Below are 25225 nucleotides of genomic sequence, written 5' to 3'. Positions count from 1 at the left end.
GGCTGCATGGGCCGCGCGGGAGACGCGGGCCATAGAAGAGGTACCGGACGCACGGGAGCCGCGGGCCGTACAAGAGGTGCGGGTCATACGGGGCTCATCCGCGACGGCGGGCCTTCCAGACCGCCGCCCCGCCCAGGGCCAGGACGGCCGCCCCGCCGACGAGCACGCCCAGCGACGGGCCCCCGCCGTGCTCGCCGGCCGAGGCCGGCGCGGTGGGCGCCGCCGACGCCGGGGCGTTCTCCGCGACCTGCTCGCCGCAGCCCCGCGCCGGGTAGCCGGCGATCCCGCACAGCATGGCGGCGCTGTCGTACCGCAGCGGCTTCGCCACCGTGGCGAGCGCCTCCGCGCTCGTCGCGTCCTCGCGGACCTGCGCGCAGCCGGCCTTGACCGGCTTCTCCGGCGGGGTGTCGCCGGGCGGCGCGTCCGCGGGGCCGCCGAAGTCGACGACGACCGCGACCCGCTTGGTGCCGTCCTTCTTCTCCACGCCTCCGCAGATCCTCGCGAAGTCGGGGGCGGCGGAGGGCAGCGAGGTGTCGTCCGTGCCGTTGCTGATCGCGAAGCGGAAGCCGATCGCGTCGCCGTCGGCGGGGCGGGCGGTCGCCGGCCCCTGGGTGGCGTACGCCCAGGGCTTTCCGCCGTCGCTCTCCCAGAACGACCAGTAGCGGTAGCCCGCGGCCTGCGCGGGAGCGGCCGCGACGGCGGTCAGGGTGAGCAGCGCCCCGGCCGCGGCGCCCGCGAGCCGGGCGCCGTTCCTCGCCGCCGCGGTCACTTCTTGCGGCCGCTCACGAGGAAGCCGATGCCGACGCCGACCACCATGCCGATCCCGATGATCCACCACACGTCGAAGCCCGACTCGTCGTCGTCACTCGTCGAGGAGGCCGAGGTGTCCGGGGTCTTGGGCGCGGGACCGGTGGCGTTGAGCTGCTCCACCAGGTCCGCCGTGCCGAACTCGCGGGGGTCGGTGTCCGTCGCGCGGGCGGCCAGGATCAGCTGTGCGTACGCCGCCGGTCCGCTCTCCTTCGCCCAGGCGGCGGAGTTCTTCTCCAGCCACTCCAGGGCGGGCTTCGCCTCCTTCGCGGCACCGGACGCGGCGAGCGCGACGACGGCGTCGGCGGTGTTGCCGATGTCGGGCTGCTCGGTCGTGTCGGTGGCACCCGGCATCGGGGGCAGGGTCAGGTGGCCGGTCTTCGCGAGGGCCTTCGCCAGGTACGAGGCGCCGTTGAGCGCGGCCCGCTCGACCGTCGGCTTCGACAGGTCGGTGCAGGCCGGCGGTTGCTCGGGGGAGGCCTTGGTGGCGACGATGCTCTTGCCGAGCCCGGCGAGGGTGGCGGCGGCGGTGGCGTCGGCGTTCGCGAGCAGCTTGCCGGTCTTGTCCGGCTGGTACGCGAAGGAGCCCGCGCCGGCCTTGTCGGAGCAGGGCAGTGCGAAGGTGAGGAGCGCGTCGTAGGGCGTACGGCCCTCGGCGGAGGTGAACGAGCCGGGCTTCACGCTCGTCGCGGCGAGCGCGCCGACGACGACCGAGGTGGAGTTGGCGTCGCTGGCGCCGCCGGAGCTGTAGCCCCAGCCGCCGTCCTTGTTCTGTACGTTCCGCAGCCAGCCGGCGCCCGCCTTGACGGCCTTGTCGATCTGCTCGGGGTCGGTGGCCTGGCGGCGGACCGAGCCGAGCGCCTGCACGGCGAGGGCGGTGGCGTTGGTGTCCCGCATGGTCTTCGCGTCGCAGGGCTTCGTGGCGTCGGCGCGGTACGAGCTGAACGAGCCGTCCTCGCACTGCTGGCCGAGCAGCCAGTCCACGGACTGGTCGGCGGGCTGGTAGCCGGTGGCACGCTGGGCGAGGAAGGCGAGCGACTGACGCCAGACACCGTCGTACGTCGGGTCCTTCGTGCCGTACAGACCGGGCGGGATCGTGACGGCCGACGGCGACGGGGAGGGCGCGGCGGTGGCCGCTCCGGCTGCTCCGGTGCCGAGCAGGACGGTGGCGGCGGCGAGCGCGGCTGCGCCGCGGCGGACGGTGTTCATGGGGCCCTCTCCTGCGGCCGGGCACCGGCACGCCTCAGGGCACCAGGCTCGGCTCCGTATTCCTCGACGGTGCCGGCGGTCACGTCCCGGACGGGCAGTCCGACTCGCCGTTCCCCCGAGGGGAGACGGCTCACGGTTGCGGGGTCAGTGCCGGATTCGCACCGGCTTTCCCCGTACGGGCATGATGACGACCGGCTCAGTCTACCGGCCCGTAGGCCCTCCGCCCGGTGGGTGCGAGGCGCCTCACACCGGGACCGGAGACCGCCCCGCGCGGGCGTCCGGAGACCTCCTCGCGTGCGCGTGAGGAGTGACGTCGTGGCGGCGGGGTCTCCCCGGTGGACCTGATCGCGCAGGTCGTCCGTCCGGTGCGGGGCCGAGGCCTCAGACGGCGACGAACTCCACCGGGTCCGTGCCGGGAACCGCCTCCGCGCGGCCCAGCTTCACCAGGCGGCGGACATGGGCCTCGGCCTCGCTGACGGCGATGTTCCGGGAACCGAAGGGGATCTGTTCCCAGGGGCGGTTCCACTCCATCCGCTCGGCGAGCTGCCACGGGGTGAGCGGGACGGCGAGGAGCCCGAGGAGCCCGGTGAGCCGTTCCTCGTGGTGGTCGAGGAGTTCACGGACCCGCCCGGCGGCGTCGGGGAAGGCGTGCTGGTGGGCGGGGAGGACCTCGGCGACGCCGAGGCGGCCGATGCGTTCGAGGGAGTCGAGGTAGTCGCCGAGGGGATCGGCCCCGGTGGCGTCGTCGGGGTCCTCGTACAGCCCGATGTGCGGGGAGATCCCGGGCAGCAGGTGGTCGCCGGAGAAGAGCCGGCCGTGGCCGGGCAGCCGGGAGGGGTGCTCCTCCTCCAGATGGAGGCAGACGTGGCCGGGGGTGTGGCCGGGGGTCCAGATCGCCCGGAGCCGCCGACCGGAGAGGTCGAGGAGTTCGCCGGGGACGATCTCCCGGTCGGGGAGGGCGGAGCGCAGACCGGGGAGGGTACGCATCCGGCCCGAGGAGCGCGCGGCCCGCAGCGGGGCGAGATGCTCCTCGGGGGCGCCGGCGGTGGCGAGCTTGCGGGCGAGGTAGTCGAGCCAGGTGCCGGGGTCGGCCTCGCGGGTGCGGCGGACGACGGCGGTGTCGGCGGCGTGCATGGCGATCCAGGCCCCGGACTCCTCACGGACCCGGCCGGACAGCCCGTGGTGGTCGGGATGGTGATGGGTGATGACGACCCCGTGGACCTCGCGCACGGAGAGCCCCAGCGCGTCGAGCCCACCGACGAGTTCGCTCCAGGAGGCGGGGTCGTCCCACCCGGTGTCGACGAGGACCGGGCCGCGGCCGGTGTCGAGGACGTGGACCAGGGTGTGGCCGAGTGGATTGTCGGGGATGGGCACCCGGAGCGACCAGACGCCTCCGCCGTGCTCGGTCACCTGGGGCAGGGGTCCTTGCATGGATCCTCATCTCTCCACGGCGGTACGGAAGCCCTCCACGACATCGCGGAGGCCCTCCGCGGCGGTACGGAGTGTGCTCGACCGTTGCCCATCATAACTAGAACTGGTATCAGTTCTGAGGCATCGTCAGGAAATCATCTCCTCGTGAAGGCGGCGGTCATGACCGAGCTTGTGGAGCACGCGAAGCTGTTCATCGGTGGAGAGTTGACCGATCCGCTCGGCGAGGAGGTCATCGAGGTCGTCTCCCCGCACACCGAGGAGGTCATCGGTCGTGTCCCGCACGCCTCCGCCGCCGATGTCGACCGGGCCGTGGCCGCCGCCCGGCGGGCCTTCGACGAGGGGCCCTGGCCGCGGATGTCCGTGGAGGAGCGGATCGCCGTCGTCAGCCGTATCAAGGACGCGATCGCCGTCCGCCACGAGGAGATCGCCCGCTCCATCAGCGCGCAGAACGGCTCCCCGTACTCCTGGTCCGTCCTCGCGCAGGCGCTCGGCGCGATGATGGTCTGGGACGCGGCGATCACCGTCGCCCGTGACTTCACCTACGAGGAGCGGCGCGGCGGCGTGCTCGGGCCGCTGCTCGTCCGGCGTGAGCCGGTGGGTGTGGTCGCGGCCGTCATCCCGTGGAACGTGCCGCAGTTCACCGCCGCCGCCAAGCTGGGGCCCGCGCTGCTGGCCGGCTGCACGGTGGTCCTCAAGCCCTCGCCGGAGTCGCCCCTCGACTCGTACATCCTGGCCGACATCGCCACCGAGGCCGGGCTGCCCGAGGGTGTGCTCAGCATCCTGCCCGCCGACCGCGAGGTCAGCGAGTACCTCGTGGGGCACCCCGGGGTCGACAAGGTCTCCTTCACCGGGTCCGTCGCCGCCGGCAGGCGGGTCATGGAGGTCGCCTCCCGCAACCTCACCCGCGTCACCCTCGAACTCGGCGGGAAGTCGGCCGCCGTGATCCTGCCCGACGCCGACACGGCGACCGCCGTCGCCGGGATCGTGCCGGCCGCCTGGATGAACAACGGCCAGGCGTGTGTGGCCCAGACGCGGATCCTCGTCCCCCGCGCCCGGTACGAGGAGACCGCCGAGGCCTTCGCCGCGGCGGCCGGCGCGCTCGTCGTCGGCGACCCGCTCGACCCGGCCACCCAGGTCGGCCCGCTCGTCGCCCGCCGTCAGCAGCAGCGCTCCCTCGACTACATCCGGATCGGCCAGGAGGAGGGCGCCAAGGTGCTTGCCGGCGGCGGGCGTCCGGCCGGTCTCGACCGCGGCTGGTACGTCGAGCCGACCCTCTTCGGCGGGGTCGACAACTCCATGCGGATCGCCCGCGAGGAGATCTTCGGCCCGGTGATCTGTCTCCTGCCGTACGGGGACGAGGCCGAGGCCCTGCGGCTCGCGAACGACTCCGAGTTCGGGCTCAGCGGCAGCGTCTGGACCGCGGACGTGGAGCGCGGTATCGACTTCGCCCGGGGTGTGCGCACCGGCACCTTCAACGTCAACACCTTCAGCCTGGACATGCTCGGCCCGTTCGGCGGCTACAAGAACTCCGGTCTGGGGCGGGAGTTCGGCCCCGAGGGCTTCGGCGAGTACCTGGAGCACAAGATGATCCACCTGCCGGCCGGTTACGACGGCGGCGCCTGATGGGCGACCGCTGGCACGTAGAGGTCGACCGGAGCGTGTGCATCGGCTCCGGCATGTGCGTCAACCACGCCCCTGACGGCTTCCGGCTCGACACCGCCCGGCAGTCCCACGCGCGGGAACCGGAGTCGGACGCGGGCGAGAAGCTGCTCGCGGCGGCCGAGGGCTGTCCGGTGGAGGCCATCATGATCACGCTCGCGGACGGCGGGGAGCCGGTCTTTCCGCCGGAGGAGTAGCCGGTCCGGAGGAGTGGCCGGTCCGGAGGACACCGGATCCTGGCCGACGGGGCCCCGGATCGTGGCCGCGGGCCCCGGTCCCGCCCGGGTCCGCGGCCCCCCGCCCCGACCGTCCGAACCGCTGTGACCTGTGCGTACCGCGTGTGTGAGACTCCTCCGGCACACGTACGTACACGCAGGGAGCGGGGCAGACATGCGGGGTCGGGACAGCCGATGGGCGACGGTCGCGGGAGCGACGGCGGTGGTGCTTCTCGGGGCGGGGTGCGGGCCCGGCGCGGGGTCCGGGGGAGGGGGCTCGGCCTTCGGCCGTGAGGCGGCGCACGCCGAGATCGTCGCCGCCGTCGAGAAGGCGGGGCTGCCGAAGTCCGACCTTCCGGGGCTCGGCGGGGCGACCCCCACGGGTTCCACGCCGCTCCCCACCCCGTCCACGGAGCGGGAGCGGCTCGCGGAGCGTGCCGCCGCCTGCACCGCCGCGTGGCAGTACATCGGCCCTCCCGTCGACGGATCGCGCGGCGGCTTCGACAAGGCGGTCGCCGCCCTCGTCGGCGAGGAGTGGGTCCAGGGGCAGCGTCAGGTGGAGAAGCTCGACGAGAAGGGGGGCACCCTGGTTCAGGTCACCCTCAGGAAGCGCGGCTGGACGATGTTCGCCCGCCACACCGGCGTACAGCAGTCGCTGACCATGGAGATGATCTCCCTGCAGGCGACCGAGAACGCGTGCATGGGCCGGTTCACCGAGCAGGAGAGGAAGTCCTTGTTCGGGGAGGACGGCGAACAGGGGTGACGACAGGTGTCTTTGCGTACGCCGTCCGTTTCCACGTGCAAAACTAAGCCCTTGAAAACGGGGGCAAGGGGCCTTCGTGCATGCGTATTTCGGGAGTGCTGTGCGCAAGGTGATGGGGGTGGCCGCGGCCGCCTGTGTGGTGCTGCTGGTCGCGGGCTGCGGGAGCGAGGGCGGCGGCACGGACAAGGGCGGTTCGTCCTCGGCCGGTTCGGCCGCGACGGGCGGCTCGGGTACGGGCGGTTCGGGCGGTTCGGACGGCGAGCGGCTCTCCGGTGCGGCGGTCACCAAGGAGCTCACCGACGCGGCGACGGGGGCCGGCTTCGCGCAGGACTCCTCGGGCGAGCAGATTCCGGCCGAGGCCGAGGACTGCATGGTCAGCTGGACGGCCGACGCCGAGAAGGCCGCGGACCCGGCGAAGTCCTACACGGACACCGTCGCGACCCTGACCAAGGGCGGCTGGACCGAGGAGCGGAGCTCCGGGCAGGGCGGCTCGGTGATCAAGTCCCTGAAGAAGAGCGGCTGGCAGCTCCAGGCCAGCAACCACTCCGCGGGCCCGCTGAAGCTCGTCATGTTCGTCGCCGTCGACGGCACCCCGGAGTGCGCCCCGATCCTCGCGAAGGCCAACGCGAAGACCTCGTCCTGAGCCGCCGCCGCCCGTATCCCCGGTGCGTCGGGCGCCCGGGGTGCGAGCGGCGCTCCTCGGTCCGCCGGGGTGTGAGCGTCAGCGGTTCGGCCCGCCGGGACGTGAGCGGCCGCGACTCGACGCACCGGGGCAGGCATGGCGGCGACTCGGTCCGCCGGGGCCCGCGTGGCAGCGGCTCAGCGTGCCTGTGTCTCCGGGGCCGTCAGGTCGATCAGCCGGCAGACCGTCTCGATGTCGATCTTCACCTGTGCGATCGAGGCGCGTCCCGAGAGCCAGGTGATCAGTGCCGAGTGCCAGGTGTGCTCGATGACCCGGACCGCCGAGAGCTGCTGCGGGGTCGGGTGTTCGGCGCCCATCGCGTCCAGGATGATCGCCGTCGTCAGCCGGGAGACCGTGTCGACCTCGGGGCTCACCCCGCGGTCCGCGAAGGTCAGCGCCCGCACCATCGCGTCGGCGAGCTGCGGCTCCCGCTGGAGCGCGCGGAAGGCCCGCATCAGGGTCTCCGCGACCCGCTCCGCCGGATCGGCGCCGGCGGGCGGCCGCTTCCGCAGGGTGGTGTGCATGTGCTGGAGCTGGTCCTGCATGGTCGCGACCAGCAGATGGATCTTGGAGGGGAAGTAGCGGTACAGCGTTCCCAGCGCCACCCCGGCCGCCTCGGCCACCTCCCGCATCTGCACGGCGTCGAAGCCGCCCCGCGCCGCGAGCTGGGCGCTGGCGTTCAGGATGCGGCGGCGCCGCGCCTCCTGGCGCTCCGTGAGGGGCGGCGACGCGGGTCTGTGGTCCGCTCTGATGTCTGCGGTCATGAGGTCCCGTTCCGTGCGGTGGGGAGCGACAGTATGGCGGTGCGGGCGCCGTGGCGCGAATCACCTGTTCCGGCTCTCACCACAGAGCTACCTGCCGGTAGATTCTGTCCTCCTTGAAGGATCAAGAAGATCAGGCCAGAAGATCAAGAACGATCAAGTCTGTAACTTGTTCTAGATTAGCGCGAGCGGTTACGCTCCGGCGAAACCACGCTCGAAGGGGGTCGCGCATGACCGCTGAGGCCATAGAGGCAAGCCCCCGACAGGGCGTCACCGCAGCCGGTGACAGACCGTTGCGGATCGCTCTCCTCACGTACAAGGGAAACCCCTTCTGCGGCGGTCAGGGCGTCTACGTCCGGCATCTCTCCCGCGAGCTCGCCCGCCTCGGTCACAGCGTCGAGGTCATCGGCTCCCAGCCGTACCCCGTCCTCGACGAGGGGGAGGACCTGGCCGGGCTCACGCTCACCGAGATCGCCAGCCTCGACCTCTACCGCTCACCGGATCCCTTCCGGACGCCGAAGCGGGACGAGTACCGCGACTGGATCGACGCGCTCGAGGTCGCCACCATGTGGACCGGCGGCTTCCCCGAGCCGCTCACCTTCTCCCTGCGGGCCCGGCGCACACTCGCCGCCCGCCGCGGGGACTTCGACGTCGTCCACGACAACCAGACCCTCGGGTACGGGCTCCTCGGCGGCCCGCGTGCGATCGGCGCCCCGCTCGTCACCACGATCCACCACCCCATCACCGTCGACCGGCAGCTGGAGATCGACGCCGCCGCCGACTGGAAGCGCCGCGCCTCCGTCCGCCGCTGGTACGCCTTCACCCGCATGCAGAAGCGCGTCGCCCGCCGGCTGCCGTCCGTGCTCACCGTCTCCGGGACCTCCCGGCAGGAGATCGTCGACCACCTCGGCGTCCGTGACGACCGCATCCGCGTCGTCCACATCGGCGCCGACACCGACCTGTGGTCGCCCGACCCGTCCGTCGCCGAGATCCCCGGCCGGATCGTCACGACCTCCAGCGCCGACGTCCCCCTCAAGGGCCTCATCCACCTGATCGAGGCGCTCGCCAAGCTCCGTACCGAGAACCCCGACGCGCACCTCGTCGTCGTCGGCAAGCGCGCCGAGGACGGCCCGGTCGCCGCCGCCATCGAGCGGTACGGGCTCGACGGCGCCGTCGAGTTCGTCAAGGGCATCAGCGACGCGGAGCTCGTCGACCTGGTGCGGTCCGCGCAGGTCGCCTGCGTGCCGTCGCTGTACGAGGGGTTCTCGCTGCCGGCCGCCGAGGCCATGGCCACCGGGACGCCGCTGGTCGCCACGACCGGCGGGGCGATTCCCGAGGTGGCCGGGGCCGACGGCGAGACGTGTCTCGCGGTGCCGCCGGGGGACGCGGGAGCACTGGCCGCGGCGCTGGGGCGGGTGCTGGGTGACCCCGGGCTCCGGACGCGGCTCGGCGCGGCCGGGCGTGCCCGGGTCCTGGAGCGGTTCACCTGGGCGCGCGCCGCGCAGGGCACGGCCGAGCTGTACCGCGAGGCGGTCGCCCGCCAGGGAACCGGAGCCCGCCGGTGACATCCCGCCGTTGTTCCCGGGCGCGGCCCGGTACCGGCCCCCAACGACTCTTCAACCGCGAAAGCAGGACCTCGTGCTGACCGTCGACTTCACCCGCTTCCCGCTCGCCCCCGGCGACCGTGTGCTCGATCTGGGCTGTGGTGCGGGCCGGCACGCCTTCGAGTGCTACCGGCGTGGCGCCCAGGTCGTGGCGCTCGACCAGAACGGCGAGGAGATCCGCGAGGTCGCCAAGTGGTTCGCGGCGATGAAGGAGGCCGGGGAGGCCCCCGCGGGCGCGACCGCCACGGCGATGGAGGGCGACGCGCTCAACCTGCCCTTCCCCGACGAGTCCTTCGACGTCGTCATCATCTCCGAGGTCATGGAGCACATCCCGGACGACAAGGGTGTGCTCGCCGAGATGGTCCGTGTCCTCAAGCCGGGCGGCCGGATCGCGATCACCGTGCCCCGGTACGGCCCCGAGAAGATCTGCTGGACGCTCTCCGACGCGTACCACGAGGTCGAGGGCGGCCACATCCGCATCTACAAGGCCGACGAGCTCCTCGGCAAGATCCGGCAGGCCGGCCTCAAGCCGTACGGCACCCACCACGCGCACGCGCTGCACGCGCCGTACTGGTGGCTGAAGTGCGCCTTCGGTGTCGACAACGACAAGGCGCTGCCGGTCCGCGCGTACCACAAGCTCCTGGTCTGGGACATCATGAGGAAGCCCGCCCTGACCCGGGTCGCCGAGCAGCTGCTCAACCCGGTCGTCGGCAAGAGCTTCGTGGCGTACGCGACCAAGCCCCACCTGCCCAAGGCCGACACCCAGTGACCTCTCCCGAGCGGATCGCGGAACACCTCGTCCTGCCCGGGGTGCTCACCGCGGAGCAGGCCGCCGAGACCGTCACCGGGATACTCGCGGTGCAGCGCGAGGACGGCGCCCTGCCCTGGTTCCGGGGCCACCACCTCGACCCGTGGGACCACACCGAGGCCGCCATGGCCCTGGACGCGGCCGGTGAGCACGCCGCCGCGACCCGCGCCTACGAGTGGCTCGCCCGGCACCAGAACGACGACGGCTCCTGGTACGCGGCCTACCACGACGGCGAGCCCGACCGGGTCACCGACCACAGCCGGGAGTCCAACTTCGTCGCGTACATAGCCGTCGGCGTCTGGCACCACTACCTGTCGACCGGCGACGACGCCTTCCTCGACCGGATGTGGCCCGTCGTCTACGCGGCCGTCGAGTTCGTCCTCGGGCTCCAGCAGCCGGGCGGCCAGATCGGCTGGAAGCGCGAGGCCGACGGCACCCCGGTGAACGACGCGCTGCTCACCGGCAGCTCCTCGATCCACCAGGCGCTCCGCTGCGCCCTCGCCATCGCCGAGGAGCGCGAGGAGCCGCAGCCCGACTGGGAGCTGGCGGCCGGGGCGCTCGGTCACGCGATCCGCCGGCACCCCGAGCGTTTCCTCGACAAGTCCCGCTACTCGATGGACTGGTACTACCCGGTCCTCGGCGGCGCGATCACCGGACCGCAGGCGAAGACCCGGATCGAGGCCGACTGGGACACCTTCGTCGTGCCCGGTCTCGGTGTGCGGTGTGTGGTCCCCAACCCCTGGGTCACCGGCGGCGAGAGCTGTGAGCTCGCCCTCGCCCTCTGGGTGATGGGGGAGTCGGACCGGGCGCTCACGATCCTCCAGGACATCCAGCACCTGCGGGCCGCGAACGGCATGTACTGGACGGGGTACGTCTTCGAGGGCGAGACGGAGAGCGACAAGGCGATGTGGCCGGAGGAGCAGACCAGTTGGACGGCCGGCTCGCTGCTGCTCGCGGTGGCGGCCCTGGGCGGCGAGGAGGCGACCGTGGCCGTCTTCGGCGGCGAACGCCTGCCGACGGGCCTCGAACCGGACTGCTGTGCCTGAAAACCCGGCGGATTCCGGCCTGATGGGTGCTTGACACACGTACATCCGGTTGCGTGGAGCACCCCTGACGGCGCTCTAGGATATGCACGTTCATGACTGGCATGGACATGCATATCGGGGGGAATCGGTCACAGATGGACCGTGCGGGGTCGGTCAAGGACCTGGCGGGCGAGCTGCTCGCGTTGAAGAAGGCGTCGGGTGCGAGCTTCGTCCAGCTCAGCGAGAAGACGCACTACGCCAAGTCGTCGTGGGAACGCTGGGTCAACGGCAAGCAGTTCCCGCCGCGCGACGCCGTGGAGCGGCTCGCCCGGCTCTGCGACACCGATCCGGCCCCGCTGCTCGCGCTCTGGGCCGAGGAGGACGCCCGGCGCACGGCACCGGAATCCGGGGCCGAATCCGGGGCCGGGGATGAATCCGGGGCCGGAACGGAGCTCGGGCCGGCGACGCTCCGAAAGCGACGCGTCCAGTGGGCGTCGCTCGTGCTCGCCCTCCTCCTGGCGGTGGGCGCGATCTCCTACGCCGCCCTCTCCGGCTCCGACGAACCGCCGGCCGACCCTCGCCCGAAGCCCGTCGTGACGGTCGCGGGACCGGCCACCGGCTGCACCCTCACGGCGTGCGAGGGCCGCGACCCGAAGAAGATGAACTGCGGCGCCGACGCCGTCACCGTGCGGACCGGCTCCATCCCCAAGGACCTCGTCATCGAGCTCCGTTACAGCCAGGCCTGCCGGGCCGCCTGGGGCCGGATCTCCTTCGCGCAGGTCGGTGCCACCGTCGTCGTCAACAACTCCGACGGCGCCGCCCAGGCCGACGTCGTGCACTACGACCGGGACGTCTACACACCGCTGATCGCGGCGCCCGACGACGGTTCGGTGTGGGTGTGCGCGGCCCTCCCGAAGGACGTCCGGCGCAGCTGCACCGGCCGCTTCATTCCGAGCGAGGAGAAGGCGCAGCAGCCCTGAGGGGTGTCCTGCCGATCAGGCCGGGCCCGCGGGCCCGCCACGTCACCCCTTGGTCGCGAGCACCTCGCGCGCGGCCCCGTCCTGGCGGGCCAGCAGCGCGGTCCAGTCCTTGGCGACGGCCGGGTTGCGGTCCAGCCAGTCCTGCTGGACGGCGGCGAGCCGGGTGTAGGCGATGCTCAGATAGCCGGTCTCGCTCTTGCAGTGCAGATCGGCCCGCAGGACGTCGCGGCCGCCGAGCCGGGCCCGCTGGGTGGGCAGGGTCTTCAACAGCGTCGTCGGGTCGGTCTGCCCCGGGAAGCCCGCCCGGTCCATGCACTGCTGCCAGCGGCCGGTCGCGTCCCGGAACCGGGGGTCCTTCTCCAGGGCCGAGCGGGCCTGTTCCTGCCCCTCGAAGTGCAGGATCCGCGTCCGGAGCCAGCGCGTCCGGCCGTCGCCGAGCATGCGCGTCTCGGCCTCGGCGAGACAGCCGTTCCCCGGCCGGGACACGCTCGTGCCCTGCGTGCCCTTGACCGTCACCCGCTTGTTCTCGTCGCCGAAGAGTGCCTTCGCGTACGCGGGGGAGGCTTCGGGACTGCCGGGCTTCGGGGGCGTCTCGCCGGCCTGCGCCGGTGCGGGCGTGGCTGAGGAAGGGGGCGTCTCCAGGCCGAAGGGGCGGGGTCGTTCGTCCTCGCCGGAGCCCGCCGGGGGAGTGGCCTTCGGGGCGTAGCGGAAGCCCTTGCGTGCCATGCAGTCGATGGAGTACCGGCGTTGGGCCTCGGCGCTGCGGGCCTGGGTGTCGGTCCAGGCGAAGAGGCGGTCGGTCACGGGCGGCAGCCGGTGCAGCCGCTCCAGGGCGGCCGTCGACGCGTAGGCCTCGTCGGAGACCGGAGGCGCGCCTTCGGCGGAGGCCAGCAGTGTGCCGCCGACGACGGCCGCTCCGCCCGCCAGGACGGCGGTGAAGGTGAGCAGGACACGGCGGGGGCGGCGGGTGCCGGGCATGGTGACGGATGCCTTTCGTCGGCGGTGGGGTGGGCGGGGCCCGGTGCACCCCAGTAGCACCGGGCCCCGTTCACGCGCGGTGCGCGGGGTGGCTCAGAAGCAGTGCACGGTCGTCGACGGGCGCAGCTGGAGCGAGCTGGCGGAGTCCCTCTGCGCGGCGCTGAGGCTGCCCATGAAGACCTGGCTGCCCGGGTTCACGCAGAACAGCAGGCCGCCGCCGTAGTTGATGTCCCGGTAGTAGTGGCTCTCGTAGCCGCCGGTGCTGGAGTTGCTCGCGGACGAGACGTTGTCGTTGACGACTTCACCGGAGCCGGGCGCCGGGTTGTTGTCGTTGAAGTAGTCGTTGGTGAAGTTGGTGTCGCTGTTGTAGAAGTCGTGCGAGCCGCTGTCGCCCAGGTTGCCCCAGTACGCACAGTGGTAGCCGGCGCCGCACATGTAGCCCGCGGAGGCCGAGGTGGCGGTGACGACACCACCGCCGACGAGCAGCGCGGTGGTGGCGGCGACGATCGCGGCCTTCTTGCGGAGCCCCGTGGCCATGCTCATGCTTCGTTCCTTCTGTCCGTGTCGACGTTGCGTACGCGACCGCACGCGGGCGTAAGACTTCCGTCCGGCGCCCCGTCCCGTATTGGAGAAAACCGCCGGATCCGCAGGGCTCAGCCCGCGATCCAGGTGCTCGACGTCTCCCGGTCCGCGAGGAAGCGGCCGGGAGGCATCCCGGTCATCGCCTTGAATTCGAGGCTGAGATGGGCCTGGTCGTAGTAGCCGCACCGGGCGGCCGTGTCGGCGGGCCCGTCGCCCGCCGAGAGCAGCCGGATCGCGCGGTTCAGGCGCAGGATCCGCGCGAGCCGTTTCGGGCTGAGGCCGATCTGTTCCCGGAAGCGGCGCTCCAGGTGCCGCAGGCTGCTGCCGGTGGCCGCCGCGACCTCGCGGATCTGCAGGGACCCGGCGGACCGCTCCAGGAGCCGCCATGCCTCCAGGACGGCCGGGGAGGGCCCGCCGTCCGCGTCCGCCTCGGCCGCCCAGCGCAGCAGCGTCTCGTCGAGCAGGGCGAAGCGCTCGGCCCAGCCCGGGGCGTCCGCCAGGGCCTCGCACAGGCTTCGGGCGCGGTCGCCCAGCACCTCGGCGGGGTCGGCGAGGACGTCGGCGAGCTCCCCGAGCGGGGTGCCGCCGAAGAACCGGTGCGCCGCCCAGGGGGCGAGGGCGAGCTCCACGCCGTGGACGTCGCCGCCGTGCCCGAGGACCCGTGCCCGGGTGTGCAGCCCCGACACCAGGGAGGCGTGCCGGCCCGCGCCGCGCACCCGCAGCTCGCCGCTGAAACCGATGAGCAGGGACACCCGCCCGCTCGGCACCACCAGCCGCTCCTGCGGCACGCCCGCCGTCGAGCGGAACCCCCGGTACGTGCCGATGCCGGGCCCCAGCCGGGCGTCCGGTCTCCCGTAGTACCAGTGGCAGCGGCCGCCCCCCGTACAGACGCGGCGTCTCACCATCGACTCCTCGTACCTCTCGCGCCCGGGTCCTTCCCGGGCCGGGATCCACTGTCGGGAGGGTGGGGAGGCGGTGCCAGGGGTGGCGGCGTCCCAGGGACGTCGAGGGATGTCCCTCGGTCCTGACCTGCGGAGATGTCGAGCGACGGGGATGGCGGAACCCGTACGGGGTCACACCGGTGGCGGGCCGGAGGGCCGCGGGCGAGGCTGGCGGCACTGTCCCCAGGGAGGTCCTGTCGTGCCCAGAAGTCTTTCGCGCGGTGTCGTGGCGCTGCTGCTGTCCTGCACCCTGCTCATGACCGCCGCCGCCTGCGGCGACGACGACGGGCAGAGCGCGAGTGGTGCCGCGACCCCGACGGGTTCGGCGAGCTTCGAGCAGCAGAAGCTGGCGAAGACCCGGTTCGTGGCCAACGCGGGCCTGGCCGCGGGTGCCACGTACCAGTGGATCGTGAAGCCGTACCGCGCGGGCAGGTTCCAGAAGGGCGCGGACGGGCGCACCCTCGCGCTGGTGAAGGCGGGGCTCGCGGGCGCGTTCACGTACAACCGGCTCAAGGCGGCCGTGAACAACGCCAAGGGCGACCCGCTGCTCTCGAAGGCGGTCGTGCCGCTCACGGCCGGGATCGAGTCGCTCAAGGACCTGGGGACGAAGCTCCGCAAGGGCGAGGCGGGCGCCGCGGACGTGGGCGCCTTCGAGGGCATCATCAACAGCGTCAAGGACGCGGGGAAGAGCGCCGGCGCCGAGGTCGTCGAGAAGGTGCCCAGCGCCTCGCAGCTCGGCGGCGGGTGACCCGCCGGTCAGCTGTTGAGCTCGGCCAGCAGGCGGAGCGTGGCGGGGTCCGGTGAGGTGACGAGGAGGTCCGTCACCGGGCCCCGCCGCCATGTCTCCAGGCGTGCGGCGATCCGCTTCCGGGGGCCGACGAGCGAGATCTCGTCCGCGAAGGCGTCCGGCACGGCGAGGACGGCCTCGTCGCGCCGTCCGGCGGCGAACAGCTCCTGGACGCGCCTCGCCTCCTTCTCGTACCCCATCCGCCCCATCAGGTCGGCGTGGAAGTTGCGGGCCGCGTGGCCCATGCCGCCGATGTAGAAGCCGAGCATCGCCTTGACCGGCAGCAGTCCGGCCGTCACGTCCTCGCAGAGCTGGGCGCGGACCATGGGGGCGACGAGGAAGCCCTCGGGGAGGCGCTCGGGGAGCGCGTACACCTGGGACCAGCGCTCGGGGGTCCAGTAGAGCGGCAGCCAGCCGTCGGCGACCGTGAGGGTCTGCGCGATGTTCTTCGGCCCCTCGGCGCCGAGGAGGATCGGGAGCCCGGCGCGGAGCGGGTGGGTGATCGGTTTGAGCGCCTTGCCGAGTCCGGTGCCGTCGGGGCCGGTGTACGGGTGGGAGTGGTGGCGTCCTTCGAGCCGGACGGGGGCCTCGCGGCGCAGGACCTGGCGGACGATGTCGACGTACTCGCGGGTCGCGGTCAGCGGGGAGCGGGGGAAGGGGCGTCCGTACCAGCCCTCGACGACCTGCGGCCCGGACAGGCCGAGCCCGAGCATGACCCGCCCGCCGGAGAGGTGGTCGAGGGTGAGCGCGTGCATCGCGGTGGTGGTGGGGGCGCGGGCGGCCATCTGCGCGACGGCGGTGCCGAGGGTGATCCGGCTGGTGTGGGCGGCGATCCAGGTGAGTGCGGTGAAGGCGTCGGAGCCCCAGGCCTCGGCCGTCCACACGGAGTCGTAGCCGAGCCGTTCGGCCTCGCGGGCGAGGTCGAGATGGGCGGGGGAGGGGCCGCGGCCCCAGTAGCCGAGGGCGAGTCCGAGTCGCATGCCCGCATCCTTTCTGACGATCCGTCAGGTATTGCGATGCGGGGGACTGTACGCCAACGGCCCCTCGCCCGGAAGGGATTCCGGGCGAGGGGCCGTCGAAGTACCGCGAGGTGCTCGGCTCGGTCGGTCAGCCGCGCTGGATGCTCGTGGTGTCCTGGAGGACACCGCGGCGGCCGTCCTGCGTCTGGGCCACCAGGGCGGCACCGCGCTGCTCGACCGCCAGGTACCAGGTACCCGGGGCCAGTTCGGCGATCGGCGCCTGCGAGCCGTCCTCCGCGTACAGCGGACGGGCGACCGGAACCGCGAACCAGAACGGCGTGAAGTCCGAGGCCGCCTGGCCCTGCGGGGCCTGGGCCTGCGGCTCGGGCTGCTGCGGGGCCTGCGGCTGCTGCTGGGCGGCCGCCTGCGCGCCGAACGGCTGGCCCGCACCCTGCGAGGGGTCCTGCGGCCCGCCGTACTGCGGGTGCTGCGCGCCCGGGTAGCCGTAGCCGCCGGGGACGCCCTGCTGGCCGGGCTGACCCGGCTGCATGCCGTACGGCTGCGGGGCCTGCGGGCTCGGCGCGCTCATCAGCGGGGCCTTGAGGGCGGGCACCAGCGGACCGGCCACGGCGGCACCGGCCAGGACCAGGGAGGCGATCAGGCCGAGGACCAGGCCTCCGCCGGCGTTCGTCGCCTCGAAGATCCACATCAGCAGGGTCCACGCGGCGGCGACGGTGAAGGCGGCACCGACCTGGCCGAGCTCCAGGCCGACCACCTTGCGCTGCTGCGGCAGGCCGCGGGAGACGACCACGAGGGCGGCACCGGCGATGCCGAGGAAGAAGGAGCCCCAGCCGAGGTAGGAGATCTCCCAGGAGTTGGTGGACGGGACCTGGTCACAGATCGCCGCGGGGCCGTCGCAGCCGCTGATGTCGAGGAACGAGGCGATGAACAGCACCACCGCTGCACCGATCAGCACGCCATCGCCTCGGGTGAGGGAGCGGATATTCACGTAAGAAGTCCTTCGTCGGGTCGTCGCGTCGGGGTGGCGCTCAGGTCATGGCACGGGGGATGGCACGGAGCTGCCCCATCGTACGGAGCGAATCTATCGCCCGCGGGTTCTACCCCTTGAGGTAGGTCGCGATGCCGTCCGCGATCCCCTGGGCCGCCTTCTGTCGCCACGTCGCCGACGTGAGCAGCTGTGCGTCCTTCGGATCACGCATATTGCCGCATTCGACGAAGACCTTGGGGACGGTTGAGAGATTGAGTCCGCCCAGATCGTCGCGGACGTCCAACCCCGTACCGGAGCCGAGGTAGTTGGAGGGTGCCGTTCCGGTGGCACGGGCGAACCGGTCGGCGATGTGCTCGCCCAGCTCGCGGGAGGGGCCCACGATCTTCGCGGTGTCGGCGGATCCGCCGCGCACGGATGCGGGCAGGATCACATGGAATCCGCGGTTGCCGACGGCGGAGCCGTCCGCGTGGACGGAGACGACGGCGTCGGCGCGGGCCGCGTTGCCGATCCTGGCCCGCTCGTCGATGCACGGGCCCCAGGGGCGGTCGGCGTCGTGGGTGAGGACCACCTTCGCGCCGCGCGCGGTGAGGAGGTCCCGCAGCCGGTGGGAGACGTCGAGGGTGAACGAGGCCTCGGTGTATCCGGCGTTCGTCGAGGTGCCGGTGGTGTCGCACTCCTTGCGAGTGGTCCCGATGTTCACCTTCTGGTTGATTTCCGAGGAATGGCGGAAATTGCCGGAGTTGTGGCCGGGGTCGACGACGACGGTCCGCCCGGCGAGGGACCGGCCCGCCGGGTTCGCCCCGCTCGCGTCGACGGTCCCGGTCGCGTCGCCGCCACCGTTCGCGCCGCCGGCCCCGGTCGACCCGCCCGCCCCGCCGGCCTCCGCGGAAGGGGCCTGGGCGGAGGGGGCAGCGGAGCGGGTCGGCTGCCCGTCGGAGGCGGACGGCGGGCTCGGCCGCTTCCCGCTCTCCGGCTGCGAGGCCTGCGAGGCTCCGCAGCCCGTGAGCACGGCGCAGCAGCCCGTCGCGGCGAGGACGAGGGCGAGAGTACGGCGGGCGGTCTTCCGGTGGTCGTACGGCACCCCGCGACTTTAGGCCCTGTCCGGTGCGAAATGCGGCAGCGGGTACGTCGCAGGTTGGTCACCGGTTCGCGGAACGGTGGACGCGTGTGAGGAGACCGTGAAGGGTAGGTGCCTTGAGGCGACGGTGGGGTGTCACCGCGCATGGACCCACGAGGGGGAACCGTGGTGGGGGAAGAACCGAACGACGCACGTCCCGAGCCGTCCGACCGACCTGTCGGGGACGGCGGGTTAGACCGACAGGCTCCGACGGCACCGTGGGAGGCGCCTCCCGCGCCGCCCGCGGCGCCGCCCGCACAGGGCTTCGGCCCGCCGCCGGGTGCGGCGGCGGCCGGAGCCGATTCCGGTGCCCCCTCGGGCGCCGGCCCCGCTCCGGGCCCGGCTCCGGCCGCCGGACCCGCCGCGGCTCCCGGCTGGGGCGGAGACGGGACGCCTCCGCCGCCGCCCGGCGCCCCGCCCGGCTACGGTCCGCCGCCGGGCTACGGTCCGCCGGGCTACGGTCCGCCCCCCGGCGCCGGCGGACAGCCGCCCGCGCAGCCGCCCGGCGAGGCGAACGGGGCCCAGGCCGCCATGATCGGCCTGCTCAACCTCTCCTGCCTGGGCCTCGGTTACGTCCTGCTGCGCAACTGGATCGGCGCCGCGCTCTGCTGGATCGCCACCGTCGCCCTGCTCGTGCTGGCCCTCCCCGCCGACGTCGACGGCGTGCCCCTCGGGCTCCTCGTCGGCTACGGCGTCTTCCTGCTGCTCGCCGCCGCCGACGGCGCGAGACGCGGACTGCGCGCGAACCTCCGGATCGGCGCCTCCTTCCGCCGCCTCGCCCTGCCGCTCGCCCTCGTGCTGCTCGCCGTGCCCGCGGGCGGTTCGCTCGCCTACGGGGCGGCCCGCGACGAGGCGAAGGAGCAGGCGCTGCTCGAACGCCTCGCGGCGGCGGACACGCTGGTCGAGACCGCCGACGACGGCCTGACCTTCGACAAGGCCGAGCCGATCTACCGCAAGGCGCTCGCCACCTACCAGGAACTCGGCACGAAGCACGCCGGTTCGCGGGCCGGGAAGCTCGTCCCCGCGCGCCTCGACACGTACTACGAGACGGTCTCCCGCCCGTACGCGAAGAAGGCGTTCTGCGAGGCCGTCGCGCCGCTCAAGCACCTGCGCGGACTCGCCGGCACCGTCGACAAGGAACTGCTCGGCGTCCGGCCCGCCAAGACCGACGAACCGCTGGCCGAGTCCCTCTTCAAGTGCGGGACGGACGCGCTCGGCGTCGAGGCGGCCGACCCGCCGGCCAGCGAGAGCCTCAACGCGCTGTACGACACCTTCCCGAAGTCGTCCCAGGCGACCCGGGTCGAGCCGGCCGTCCGGGCGGCGATCAAGACCCGGACGACCGCCCTCAGCGGCGGCGCCACCCCGTGCGAGACCACCGACGAGCTGCGCGCGCTCCACTCCTCGCTCGACAACATGACGGACCCGGCCGTCGAGGACGCGACGAAGGAGGCCGCGGGCGCCGTCCAGAAGGGCGACTTCGCCTGTGGCAGCTCGCAGTTCCGGAGCAAGGAGTACGACGACGCGATCAAGACCATGACCCAGTACGCCAAGGACTACCCGAGCAGCCCGGACGCGGCGCACGCCCGCTCCATCGCCATCGCCGCCGAGATCGCCGACGAGGAGCCCGCGGCGGGCAAGAAGCTGCCCCCGGCCGAGGTGCCCGGCGGTTCGCGGATGGTGCTGGTGGTGAGCAACGACGGCCCGGGCGAGGTCGAGCTGCTCTACACCGGCCCGATGACCGGCAAGGTCACCCTGAAGGCGTGCGCGACCTGCACGAAGTACCCGAGCCCGATCTTCGCGGGCTCCAAGAAGATCGAGGCCTGCAAGGGCCCGTCCTCGAAGTACCCGAAGGCGACCCTGCTGCTGCCCGCCGGCGACTACCACTTCCTCCAGAAGCGGGCCTCGACGGGCACGTCAACGGCCGGGGACACCAAGACGAGCAAGGTGAAGATCGAACCGGGCTACAGCTACACCAACTGCCTGTACGTGACCTCGGGGTTCTGACCCCGAGGCGAGGCGCGACACGGCGGCCGTCCCCTTCCGAGGGGGCGGCCGCCGGTGTGTTCCGTACGGTGCCGGGGTCGGCGGCGGCGTGTTCCGTACGGCGCCGGGGTCAGCGGCGGCGCAGGACCCGCAGCGAGTCGGTGACCGAGATCTCCTCGAAGTCGCCCGACTCCAGCGCCCGGAGGTAGATCCGGTACGGGGCCTGGCCACCGTCCTCCGGGTCCGGGAAGACGTCGTGGATGAGGAGCAGGCCCCCGGGAGCGACCTTGGGCGCCCAGCCCTCGTAGTCGTTGCCGGCGTGCTCGTCGGTGTGCCCGCCGTCGACGAACACGAGGCCCAGCTGCCCGCCCCACACCTTCGCGACCTGCGGCGACCGCCCGACCACGGCGATCACATACTCCTCAAGACCCGCCTTGCGCAGCGTCCGGCGGAAGGTCGGCAGGGTGTCCATGAGCCCCACCTCCGGGTCGACCACGCTCTCGTCGTGGTACTCCCAGCCCGGCTGCTGCTCCTCGCTGCCCCGGTGGTGGTCCACGGTCACCGCGACCGTCCCCGCCTGCCGGGCCACGTCGGCGAGCAGGATCGTGGACCGCCCGCAGTACGTCCCGACCTCCAGGAGCGGCAGCCCGAGCTTCGCGGCCTCCGTGGCCGCCTCGTACAGCGCGAGCCCCTCCACGACGGGCATGAAGCCCTTGGCCGCCTCGAAGGCGGCAAGGATCTCGGGAGTGGGCTCGGCGGGCATGGGCAGGTCCTCCTACTGGCGGGTACGCGGGTACGGGCGCCCATCGTGCCCTACGCGTCGCACTCGAACCACACCGTCTTCCCGTCGGCCGTCCCGACGACCCCCCACCGGTCCGTCACCGCCTCCACCAGGACCAGTCCCCGCCCGCCCTCGTCCAGCGGACCGCCCGCCTTCGCGTGCACGGCCCCGGGCACCGCGTCCGCGACCTCGACCCGGAGCCCGTACGGCTCCCGCAGGATCAGCACCGAGCACCGGCGGCCCGGCACGTGCCGGACGACGTTGGCGACGAGCTCGGTGAGCGCGAGGGCGGCCGGGTCGGACAGATGGCCGAGCTCCCACCGCGTGAGCTTGGGGGTGACCTCGCCTTGGTCAACATCCGCAGCCTGGATCCCAGCGCGTCGCCGCTGGACTACTACGGATACGAACTCCGCCGTCTGAGAGAGGCTGCTGAGCTCAGCCAGTCGCAGCTCGGCGACATCCTCTTCTGCACCGGCTCGCTCGTGGGGCAGATCGAGACGGCGAAGAAGGTGAGATCGGCGGCCGCGCGGTCATGCGGAATCAACTACGCCATCTGTTGGCGATGCAGGAGCGTGAGTGGGTGAAGATCCAGATCCTGCCGTTCGAGGTCGGGGCGCATGCGGGGCTGATGGGTTCGTTCAACCTGTTGCGCTTCGAGGACGACCCCGATCTCGTGTACACCGAGGACTTCGTCCAAGGGCATATGACCGCCTTTCCGCCCGCGTTCAGGGAGAGGTCGCTCCGTTACGATCACCTCCGGGCCGCTGCCCTCTCCGTGGAGGAATCGGCCTCACTGATCGCCCGTGTCATGGAGGAGCACTATGGGGACCAACCAGTACCTGGCGGGCGCGAACTGGCGTAAGTCCTCCTTCAGCGGGGACAACGGCGGTGACTGCATCGAGTGCGCCCCGCTCGGACCCGCCGCCTGGCGTAAGTCGTCCTACAGCGGCCCCAACGGCGGCGAGTGCATCGAAATCGCCGACCTCTCCGCGCACGTTGCCGTCCGCGACTCCAAGGACCCCCAGGGCCCCGCCCTCCTCGCCACCCCCGCCGCCTTCACGGCCTTCGTGGTCGCCGCCGCCGAGGGACGTATCGGCGGTCGCTGATCATGGCGACCCTCATAGGGACGATGATCCTCGCCATCGGCCTGCCGGCCTGGGCGGGGGTCACCTGCGTCGGGCTGGTCCGGGCCCGGCGGGGCGACGAACTGCCCCAGCCCCGTCCGCCCCGGCTCCGCCGTTCGCCCGCGAAGAAGGCCGCCTGGATCGCAGGGCTTGCCTACCTCGTGGGCGGCGCCCTGCACGTGTACGGGCTGTCGTACATGCCGTTCCTCGATCCGAGGGACGCGTGCTGGTTCAACGCGGGGATGCTGGCCTACCCCGACTCCAGCAGCGCGCTCCCCGTGAGCCTGGTGTGCCACGGCATCGAGGTCGTGCCGTGGTGGGTCAACCCCGGTCTCCTCGTGCTCGCGGTGACCGCCGTCGGTGCGACGGTCACGAGTGCCGTCCTCGCGTTCAGAGGGCGCCGGTAGCGGGTCTGCCCGTCCGGTCAGCTCACACTGCCCGTCCGTACCGGCGCCGGTCGAGGCCGACTCGTCCACCACGACCGGCACCGTCCCGTGCTTGGCCCTCCGCGTCGCGAACAGCACGCGGAGCCTGGGTACGGTCAGAATTGGTTGCCCAAGTTTTCGACCTGCTCCAGAGTGGTCTTGCTGCTCGCCTCCGAGAACGTGGAGGCGGCCTGGTTCAGGGCCTTGTCACGGGCTTCCCGGAGTTTCGCGTAGGTGTCGGGGCTGGCCTCTTCGACCTGCTTGAGGACGTCCGCGACCTGGCCGGCTTTCTGCGCAGTCGCCACGCCTCCGAGGACCGTCGAGGTAACCTTGGCCGCCACCTTGGCGCCAGGGTGCGGGATGAAATTCGCGGCCTGGCCGATCGCCGCACCCACCACCCCGGAGCCGATGACGGACCCCTCCAATTCCTGCTTCTTCGCCTCCAGTGATTCATTGAACTGAGCGAGAAGTTTCGTTCCCTCCTCCGGACTCACACGCTTTGCGGCATCTTCCACCTTCCGGCGCACCGCGTCCTCGCCTTCAAGCATGACCCAGGCACCCCAACGTGCCACTTCCGACAAGTTGTCCGCGCTTGGCATAGGCCCGGAGAGCGCGCCGACACGGTCGGTGACAGCCGACTGCATTCCGGTCCCCAGCCCGGTCAGGAACGGGCTTTCCGGCGTCCTTTCGGCCATCTCCTGCCGGGCGAACTTCGACAGCGCGTCGGTGACGGGCGCGCGCCCGGGGCCGCCCGGGGTCTGTCCGAAACCACCGGCCTTCGGCTGCTGCTGGTTCATCTGCCGCAGCATCTCGGTCGGAGTGGGGCGAGCGGACTGCCCCGGTGTCCCCGAGAGCGATTCGATGACTCGCATGCAGATGACGTGGGCCAAATTCTCCGCGCCGGCCTTGCTGTCCTCGTAGGAGAGTTCTTCTCCACTGTCTATGAGTGTTGATATCACGCCGGTGGCTTTGAACTCCACGCTGGCCGCTGCCATCATGCTGAGGGGCCCACGCAGAAGAGTTTCGACGGTTTTGGTTATCGAGACACCGTACTTTCCGAGGAATTCCCGGACGCTCTGATCAGTGCCCAACTCCCGCTTGCTCTCCGGATTCTGCGCGTCCCTGAGGCTCACCCGCCGCTGGACCGCGCCCTCGACCGGGCCGCCGCCGCTTTCGGCGGGTGCCTCGGCGTGCTGCGGAAGTGACGTGCTGCTCCGCATCACCCGCGTCGCGTTGGCCTCCGCCTCGCGTTCGAAACGGTCACCGGGGTCGCTGACGGAAAGGCCCTGGCCGTTGTCGGTCCCCGCGACCGGGCCCTGACGCTGCTGGATGACGTGGGTGAGTTCATGGGCCAGGGTGTGCTTGTCGCCACCGCCCTCACCGATGACCACGTGGTTCCCGCTGGTGTAGGCGCGAGCGCCGACCTCGGCGGCGGAGGCGCGGGCCGCGCCGCCCTGGTGGATCCGGACGTCGGAGAAGTCCGCGCCGAGCCGGGCCTCCATGTCCGTGCGGGTGGCCTGGTCGAGCGGGCTGCCACCGGTGCTCAGCACGTCGTGGACGGCGGAGCGCTGCACGGCGGGCGCCTCCCCCTGATGACCGCAAGCGGCGGAGTGCTGGTGCTGCTCGGGCTGAGCCCATGAGTGGCCGGACTGACGGAGCAGTTGCACGACCGCCGCGTTGCCGGCCGCCCGCTGAAGGCCGAGCAGGCCCTGTAGTTGTCCGGGAAGGGCCGGCCCGGACCGCTGCGGTGAACGCGCGGCCTTCTCGGCCCTGCCCGTCTTGGCTTTTTCGTGACTGTACAAGGAAGTTCCTCCGATGACGTGGGCCACGAACTTCCTACACGCCGACTTCCCTCAGCCGCCAGGTACTCCCGGGTACCACCGGCTGCTCGAACGGGCAACCGAGGCAGGGCGGATGGCGGTCGACCCGGACCGGAGACCGGGATCGGTCGTGACCGGCGCGTCAGACGTCCGTCCCGGCGTCCGCGCCCGCACCGGCCAGGACGCCGCGGAGCTTGCGTACCCCCGCCTTCCACTCCTCGCCGTCCGACTCCTCCCAGAGTTCGAGCAGTTCGGACGGCTCGGTGAGAATCCGGTCCAGGGCCGTCACGGCCTCCGGGCGGAGTGCGGCGGGGAGTTCGGGCAGCGGGTCCTTCGGGGCGTACGAGGTGGTGACCGGGTCGCCGCCCGGGCACCGCGCCGCGAGCAGGGCCGCCGAAGCGATGGCCACGACCGCCAGGTACGCGTCCAGGTCGTCGTCGCCGGTCTCGATCACCTCGCGGAAGGTCGCGCCCAGCACCTCCGCCTTCTTCTCCGCCGGGGCCTCGTCCACCCGGTACGAGAAGTCGGCGGCGGTGTCGTTGTCGAAGGGGCCGATGTCCCAGGTGCCCATGGTGTGCTCGCTCTCTCCGTGCTCGGTCGTTCCGCTGTACCGACAGCGTGGCAGGCACCACTGACAACGCCGTTCCGCCGTCAGGGTGCTGTGCTTCGATCCCGGTCGTGCCGAAGGACGACGACACGCACTGCCCTTTGACCCGCTCGACGCCGATGGGGTCGTCCTACGCGGACGTCGCGGACCTCACCGATTCCGCCCCTT

26 protein-coding genes, 1 pseudogene and 1 riboswitch are annotated in these 25225 nt (G+C 72.3%); of the genes and pseudogenes, 13 read left to right on the top strand and 14 right to left on the bottom strand.

The window, feature by feature from the left end; genetic code table 11:
• Positions 1-94 precede the first annotated feature (94 nt).
• From ACH4MY_RS00575 to ACH4MY_RS00565, 3 genes are all read right to left on the bottom strand, one after another.
• Positions 95-769 carry an SCO2322 family protein gene (locus tag ACH4MY_RS00575; protein WP_397995473.1) on the bottom strand — a complete coding sequence of 225 codons (675 nt, stop codon included), beginning with the start codon at positions 767-769 and terminating at the stop codon, positions 95-97.
• Entirely contained in the window at positions 766-2016 is a 1251-nt protein-coding gene (locus tag ACH4MY_RS00570) for a prenyltransferase/squalene oxidase repeat-containing protein (RefSeq protein ID WP_397995470.1), read from the bottom strand. Before ACH4MY_RS00570 ends, ACH4MY_RS00575 begins: the two co-directional genes overlap by 4 nt.
• A gap of 75 nt (positions 2017-2091) precedes the next feature.
• Positions 2092-2227, bottom strand: a riboswitch (cobalamin riboswitch).
• A 170-nt stretch (positions 2228-2397) separates the two neighbouring features.
• Complete coding sequence (locus ACH4MY_RS00565) at positions 2398-3447, bottom strand: MBL fold metallo-hydrolase (RefSeq protein ID WP_397995467.1); 1050 nt, start codon at positions 3445-3447, stop codon at positions 2398-2400.
• A 159-nt stretch (positions 3448-3606) separates the two neighbouring features.
• Between ACH4MY_RS00565 and ACH4MY_RS00560 the strand changes: the two genes are divergently transcribed.
• The 4 genes from ACH4MY_RS00560 (at position 3607) to ACH4MY_RS00545 (ending at position 6727) form a co-directional block, all read left to right on the top strand.
• On the top strand, positions 3607-5070 hold the full coding sequence (locus tag ACH4MY_RS00560; protein WP_397995464.1) for an aldehyde dehydrogenase: 1464 nt from the start codon (positions 3607-3609) through the stop codon (positions 5068-5070).
• Positions 5070-5303: a ferredoxin gene (locus ACH4MY_RS00555; RefSeq protein ID WP_030321717.1), complete on the top strand. Its 234-nt coding sequence runs from the start codon at positions 5070-5072 to the stop codon at positions 5301-5303. Before ACH4MY_RS00560 ends, ACH4MY_RS00555 begins: the two co-directional genes overlap by 1 nt.
• A 193-nt stretch (positions 5304-5496) precedes the next feature.
• Complete coding sequence (locus ACH4MY_RS00550) at positions 5497-6084, top strand: hypothetical protein (protein WP_397995461.1); 588 nt, start codon at positions 5497-5499, stop codon at positions 6082-6084.
• A 100-nt stretch (positions 6085-6184) separates the two neighbouring features.
• Positions 6185-6727 carry a hypothetical protein gene (locus ACH4MY_RS00545; RefSeq protein WP_397995459.1) on the top strand — a complete coding sequence of 181 codons (543 nt, stop codon included), beginning with the start codon at positions 6185-6187 and terminating at the stop codon, positions 6725-6727.
• 176 nt (positions 6728-6903) lie between these two features.
• On the opposite strand, the gene ACH4MY_RS00540 is transcribed toward ACH4MY_RS00545, so the two are convergent.
• Positions 6904-7530 (bottom strand): TetR family transcriptional regulator, encoded by a 627-nt coding sequence (locus ACH4MY_RS00540; protein ID WP_397995457.1) that lies wholly within the window; start codon positions 7528-7530, stop codon positions 6904-6906.
• A 227-nt stretch (positions 7531-7757) separates the two neighbouring features.
• Between ACH4MY_RS00540 and ACH4MY_RS00535 the strand changes: the two genes are divergently transcribed.
• The 4 genes from ACH4MY_RS00535 to ACH4MY_RS00520 all read left to right on the top strand — a co-directional run bounded on the left by ACH4MY_RS00535 (position 7758) and on the right by ACH4MY_RS00520 (position 11944).
• Positions 7758-9092: a glycosyltransferase family 4 protein gene (locus ACH4MY_RS00535; protein WP_397995455.1), complete on the top strand. Its 1335-nt coding sequence runs from the start codon at positions 7758-7760 to the stop codon at positions 9090-9092.
• Positions 9093-9165: 73 nt separating this feature from the next.
• A complete protein-coding gene (locus ACH4MY_RS00530) occupies positions 9166-9900 on the top strand; it encodes a class I SAM-dependent methyltransferase (protein ID WP_397995452.1) in 735 nt (244 codons plus the stop codon).
• Positions 9897-10985, top strand: coding sequence for a prenyltransferase (locus ACH4MY_RS00525; RefSeq protein WP_397995450.1), 1089 nt, complete (start codon positions 9897-9899; stop codon positions 10983-10985). Before ACH4MY_RS00530 ends, ACH4MY_RS00525 begins: the two co-directional genes overlap by 4 nt.
• 134 nt (positions 10986-11119) lie before the next feature.
• On the top strand, positions 11120-11944 hold the full coding sequence (locus tag ACH4MY_RS00520; RefSeq protein WP_397995448.1) for a DUF2690 domain-containing protein: 825 nt from the start codon (positions 11120-11122) through the stop codon (positions 11942-11944).
• Positions 11945-11986: 42 nt separating this feature from the next.
• Here ACH4MY_RS00520 and ACH4MY_RS00515 read toward each other — a convergent pair whose 3' ends face one another.
• From ACH4MY_RS00515 to ACH4MY_RS00505, 3 genes are all read right to left on the bottom strand, one after another.
• A complete protein-coding gene (locus tag ACH4MY_RS00515) occupies positions 11987-12922 on the bottom strand; it encodes a hypothetical protein (RefSeq protein WP_397995446.1) in 936 nt (311 codons plus the stop codon).
• A gap of 93 nt (positions 12923-13015) precedes the next feature.
• A complete protein-coding gene (locus tag ACH4MY_RS00510) occupies positions 13016-13465 on the bottom strand; it encodes a hypothetical protein (protein ID WP_397995444.1) in 450 nt (149 codons plus the stop codon).
• A gap of 110 nt (positions 13466-13575) precedes the next feature.
• Positions 13576-14406, bottom strand: a complete 831-nt coding sequence (locus tag ACH4MY_RS00505; protein ID WP_397995441.1) for a helix-turn-helix domain-containing protein — start codon at positions 14404-14406, stop codon at positions 13576-13578.
• 238 nt (positions 14407-14644) lie between these two features.
• Here ACH4MY_RS00505 and ACH4MY_RS00500 point away from each other — a divergent pair, with 238 nt between their 5' ends.
• Entirely contained in the window at positions 14645-15193 is a 549-nt protein-coding gene (locus tag ACH4MY_RS00500) for a hypothetical protein (RefSeq protein WP_397995439.1), read from the top strand.
• Positions 15194-15201: 8 nt separating this feature from the next.
• Here the strand turns inward: ACH4MY_RS00500 and ACH4MY_RS00495 are convergent, their stop codons facing one another.
• From ACH4MY_RS00495 to ACH4MY_RS00485, 3 genes are all read right to left on the bottom strand, one after another.
• Complete coding sequence (locus ACH4MY_RS00495) at positions 15202-16212, bottom strand: LLM class F420-dependent oxidoreductase (protein WP_397995436.1); 1011 nt, start codon at positions 16210-16212, stop codon at positions 15202-15204.
• A 127-nt stretch (positions 16213-16339) separates the two neighbouring features.
• Positions 16340-17200 carry a DUF5336 domain-containing protein gene (locus ACH4MY_RS00490; protein WP_397995433.1) on the bottom strand — a complete coding sequence of 287 codons (861 nt, stop codon included), beginning with the start codon at positions 17198-17200 and terminating at the stop codon, positions 16340-16342.
• 109 nt (positions 17201-17309) lie between these two features.
• Positions 17310-18281 carry an N-acetylmuramoyl-L-alanine amidase gene (locus ACH4MY_RS00485; RefSeq protein WP_397995430.1) on the bottom strand — a complete coding sequence of 324 codons (972 nt, stop codon included), beginning with the start codon at positions 18279-18281 and terminating at the stop codon, positions 17310-17312.
• A 567-nt stretch (positions 18282-18848) separates the two neighbouring features.
• On the opposite strand from ACH4MY_RS00485, the gene ACH4MY_RS00480 reads away from it, so the two are divergent.
• Positions 18849-20321 (top strand): hypothetical protein, encoded by a 1473-nt coding sequence (locus tag ACH4MY_RS00480; RefSeq protein ID WP_397995427.1) that lies wholly within the window; start codon positions 18849-18851, stop codon positions 20319-20321.
• Positions 20322-20430: 109 nt separating this feature from the next.
• Here ACH4MY_RS00480 and ACH4MY_RS00475 read toward each other — a convergent pair whose 3' ends face one another.
• Both ACH4MY_RS00475 and ACH4MY_RS00470 read right to left on the bottom strand, forming a co-directional pair.
• The gene (locus tag ACH4MY_RS00475; protein WP_397995424.1) at positions 20431-21063 is read right to left on the bottom strand and encodes a class I SAM-dependent methyltransferase; all 633 of its coding nucleotides are present in this window, start codon (positions 21061-21063) and stop codon (positions 20431-20433) included.
• Between the two features lie 50 nt (positions 21064-21113).
• The gene (locus ACH4MY_RS00470; protein ID WP_397997326.1) at positions 21114-21524 is read right to left on the bottom strand and encodes an ATP-binding protein; all 411 of its coding nucleotides are present in this window, start codon (positions 21522-21524) and stop codon (positions 21114-21116) included.
• Here ACH4MY_RS00470 and ACH4MY_RS00465 point away from each other — a divergent pair.
• From ACH4MY_RS00465 to ACH4MY_RS00455, 3 genes and pseudogenes are all read left to right on the top strand, one after another.
• Positions 21429-21943: pseudogene (locus ACH4MY_RS00465) on the top strand (helix-turn-helix domain-containing protein). The gene ACH4MY_RS00470 and the pseudogene ACH4MY_RS00465 overlap by 96 nt on opposite strands.
• Entirely contained in the window at positions 21903-22187 is a 285-nt protein-coding gene (locus ACH4MY_RS00460; protein WP_397995421.1) for a DUF397 domain-containing protein, read from the top strand. Before ACH4MY_RS00465 ends, ACH4MY_RS00460 begins: the two are co-directional and overlap by 41 nt.
• A gap of 2 nt (positions 22188-22189) precedes the next feature.
• Complete coding sequence (locus ACH4MY_RS00455; protein WP_397995418.1) at positions 22190-22612, top strand: hypothetical protein; 423 nt, start codon at positions 22190-22192, stop codon at positions 22610-22612.
• A 134-nt stretch (positions 22613-22746) separates the two neighbouring features.
• On the opposite strand, the gene ACH4MY_RS00450 is transcribed toward ACH4MY_RS00455, so the two are convergent.
• A complete protein-coding gene (locus ACH4MY_RS00450) occupies positions 22747-24432 on the bottom strand; it encodes a DUF4157 domain-containing protein (protein WP_397995416.1) in 1686 nt (561 codons plus the stop codon).
• Between the two features lie 160 nt (positions 24433-24592).
• Positions 24593-25021 carry a DUF4259 domain-containing protein gene (locus ACH4MY_RS00445; RefSeq protein ID WP_397995413.1) on the bottom strand — a complete coding sequence of 143 codons (429 nt, stop codon included), beginning with the start codon at positions 25019-25021 and terminating at the stop codon, positions 24593-24595.
• Positions 25022-25225: the final 204 nt, after the last annotated feature.

This window comes from Streptomyces sp. NPDC017246 (assembly GCF_044331325.1).
Classification (GTDB): Bacteria; Actinomycetota; Actinomycetes; order Streptomycetales; family Streptomycetaceae; genus Streptomyces.
The sequence above is the reverse complement of the archived record's forward strand: the minus strand, read 5'-3'. Positions and strand labels throughout refer to the sequence as shown.

Coding starts and splice junctions, on each gene's coding strand:
- ACH4MY_RS00570 (WP_397995470.1), bottom strand. CDS start 2,016: ATGAACACCGTCCGCCGCGGCGCAGCCGCGCTCGCCGCCGCCACCGTC.
- ACH4MY_RS00565 (WP_397995467.1), bottom strand. CDS start 3,447: ATGCAAGGACCCCTGCCCCAGGTGACCGAGCACGGCGGAGGCGTCTGG.
- ACH4MY_RS00560 (WP_397995464.1), top strand. CDS start 3,607: ATGACCGAGCTTGTGGAGCACGCGAAGCTGTTCATCGGTGGAGAGTTG.
- ACH4MY_RS00555 (WP_030321717.1), top strand. CDS start 5,070: ATGGGCGACCGCTGGCACGTAGAGGTCGACCGGAGCGTGTGCATCGGC.
- ACH4MY_RS00550 (WP_397995461.1), top strand. CDS start 5,497: ATGCGGGGTCGGGACAGCCGATGGGCGACGGTCGCGGGAGCGACGGCG.
- ACH4MY_RS00540 (WP_397995457.1), bottom strand. CDS start 7,530: ATGACCGCAGACATCAGAGCGGACCACAGACCCGCGTCGCCGCCCCTC.
- ACH4MY_RS00535 (WP_397995455.1), top strand. CDS start 7,758: ATGACCGCTGAGGCCATAGAGGCAAGCCCCCGACAGGGCGTCACCGCA.
- ACH4MY_RS00520 (WP_397995448.1), top strand. CDS start 11,120: ATGGACCGTGCGGGGTCGGTCAAGGACCTGGCGGGCGAGCTGCTCGCG.
- ACH4MY_RS00515 (WP_397995446.1), bottom strand. CDS start 12,922: ATGCCCGGCACCCGCCGCCCCCGCCGTGTCCTGCTCACCTTCACCGCC.
- ACH4MY_RS00510 (WP_397995444.1), bottom strand. CDS start 13,465: ATGAGCATGGCCACGGGGCTCCGCAAGAAGGCCGCGATCGTCGCCGCC.
- ACH4MY_RS00495 (WP_397995436.1), bottom strand. CDS start 16,212: ATGCGACTCGGACTCGCCCTCGGCTACTGGGGCCGCGGCCCCTCCCCC.
- ACH4MY_RS00480 (WP_397995427.1), top strand. CDS start 18,849: ATGATCGGCCTGCTCAACCTCTCCTGCCTGGGCCTCGGTTACGTCCTG.
- ACH4MY_RS00475 (WP_397995424.1), bottom strand. CDS start 21,063: ATGCCCGCCGAGCCCACTCCCGAGATCCTTGCCGCCTTCGAGGCGGCC.
- ACH4MY_RS00460 (WP_397995421.1), top strand. CDS start 21,903: ATGGGGACCAACCAGTACCTGGCGGGCGCGAACTGGCGTAAGTCCTCC.
- ACH4MY_RS00455 (WP_397995418.1), top strand. CDS start 22,190: ATGGCGACCCTCATAGGGACGATGATCCTCGCCATCGGCCTGCCGGCC.
- ACH4MY_RS00445 (WP_397995413.1), bottom strand. CDS start 25,021: ATGGGCACCTGGGACATCGGCCCCTTCGACAACGACACCGCCGCCGAC.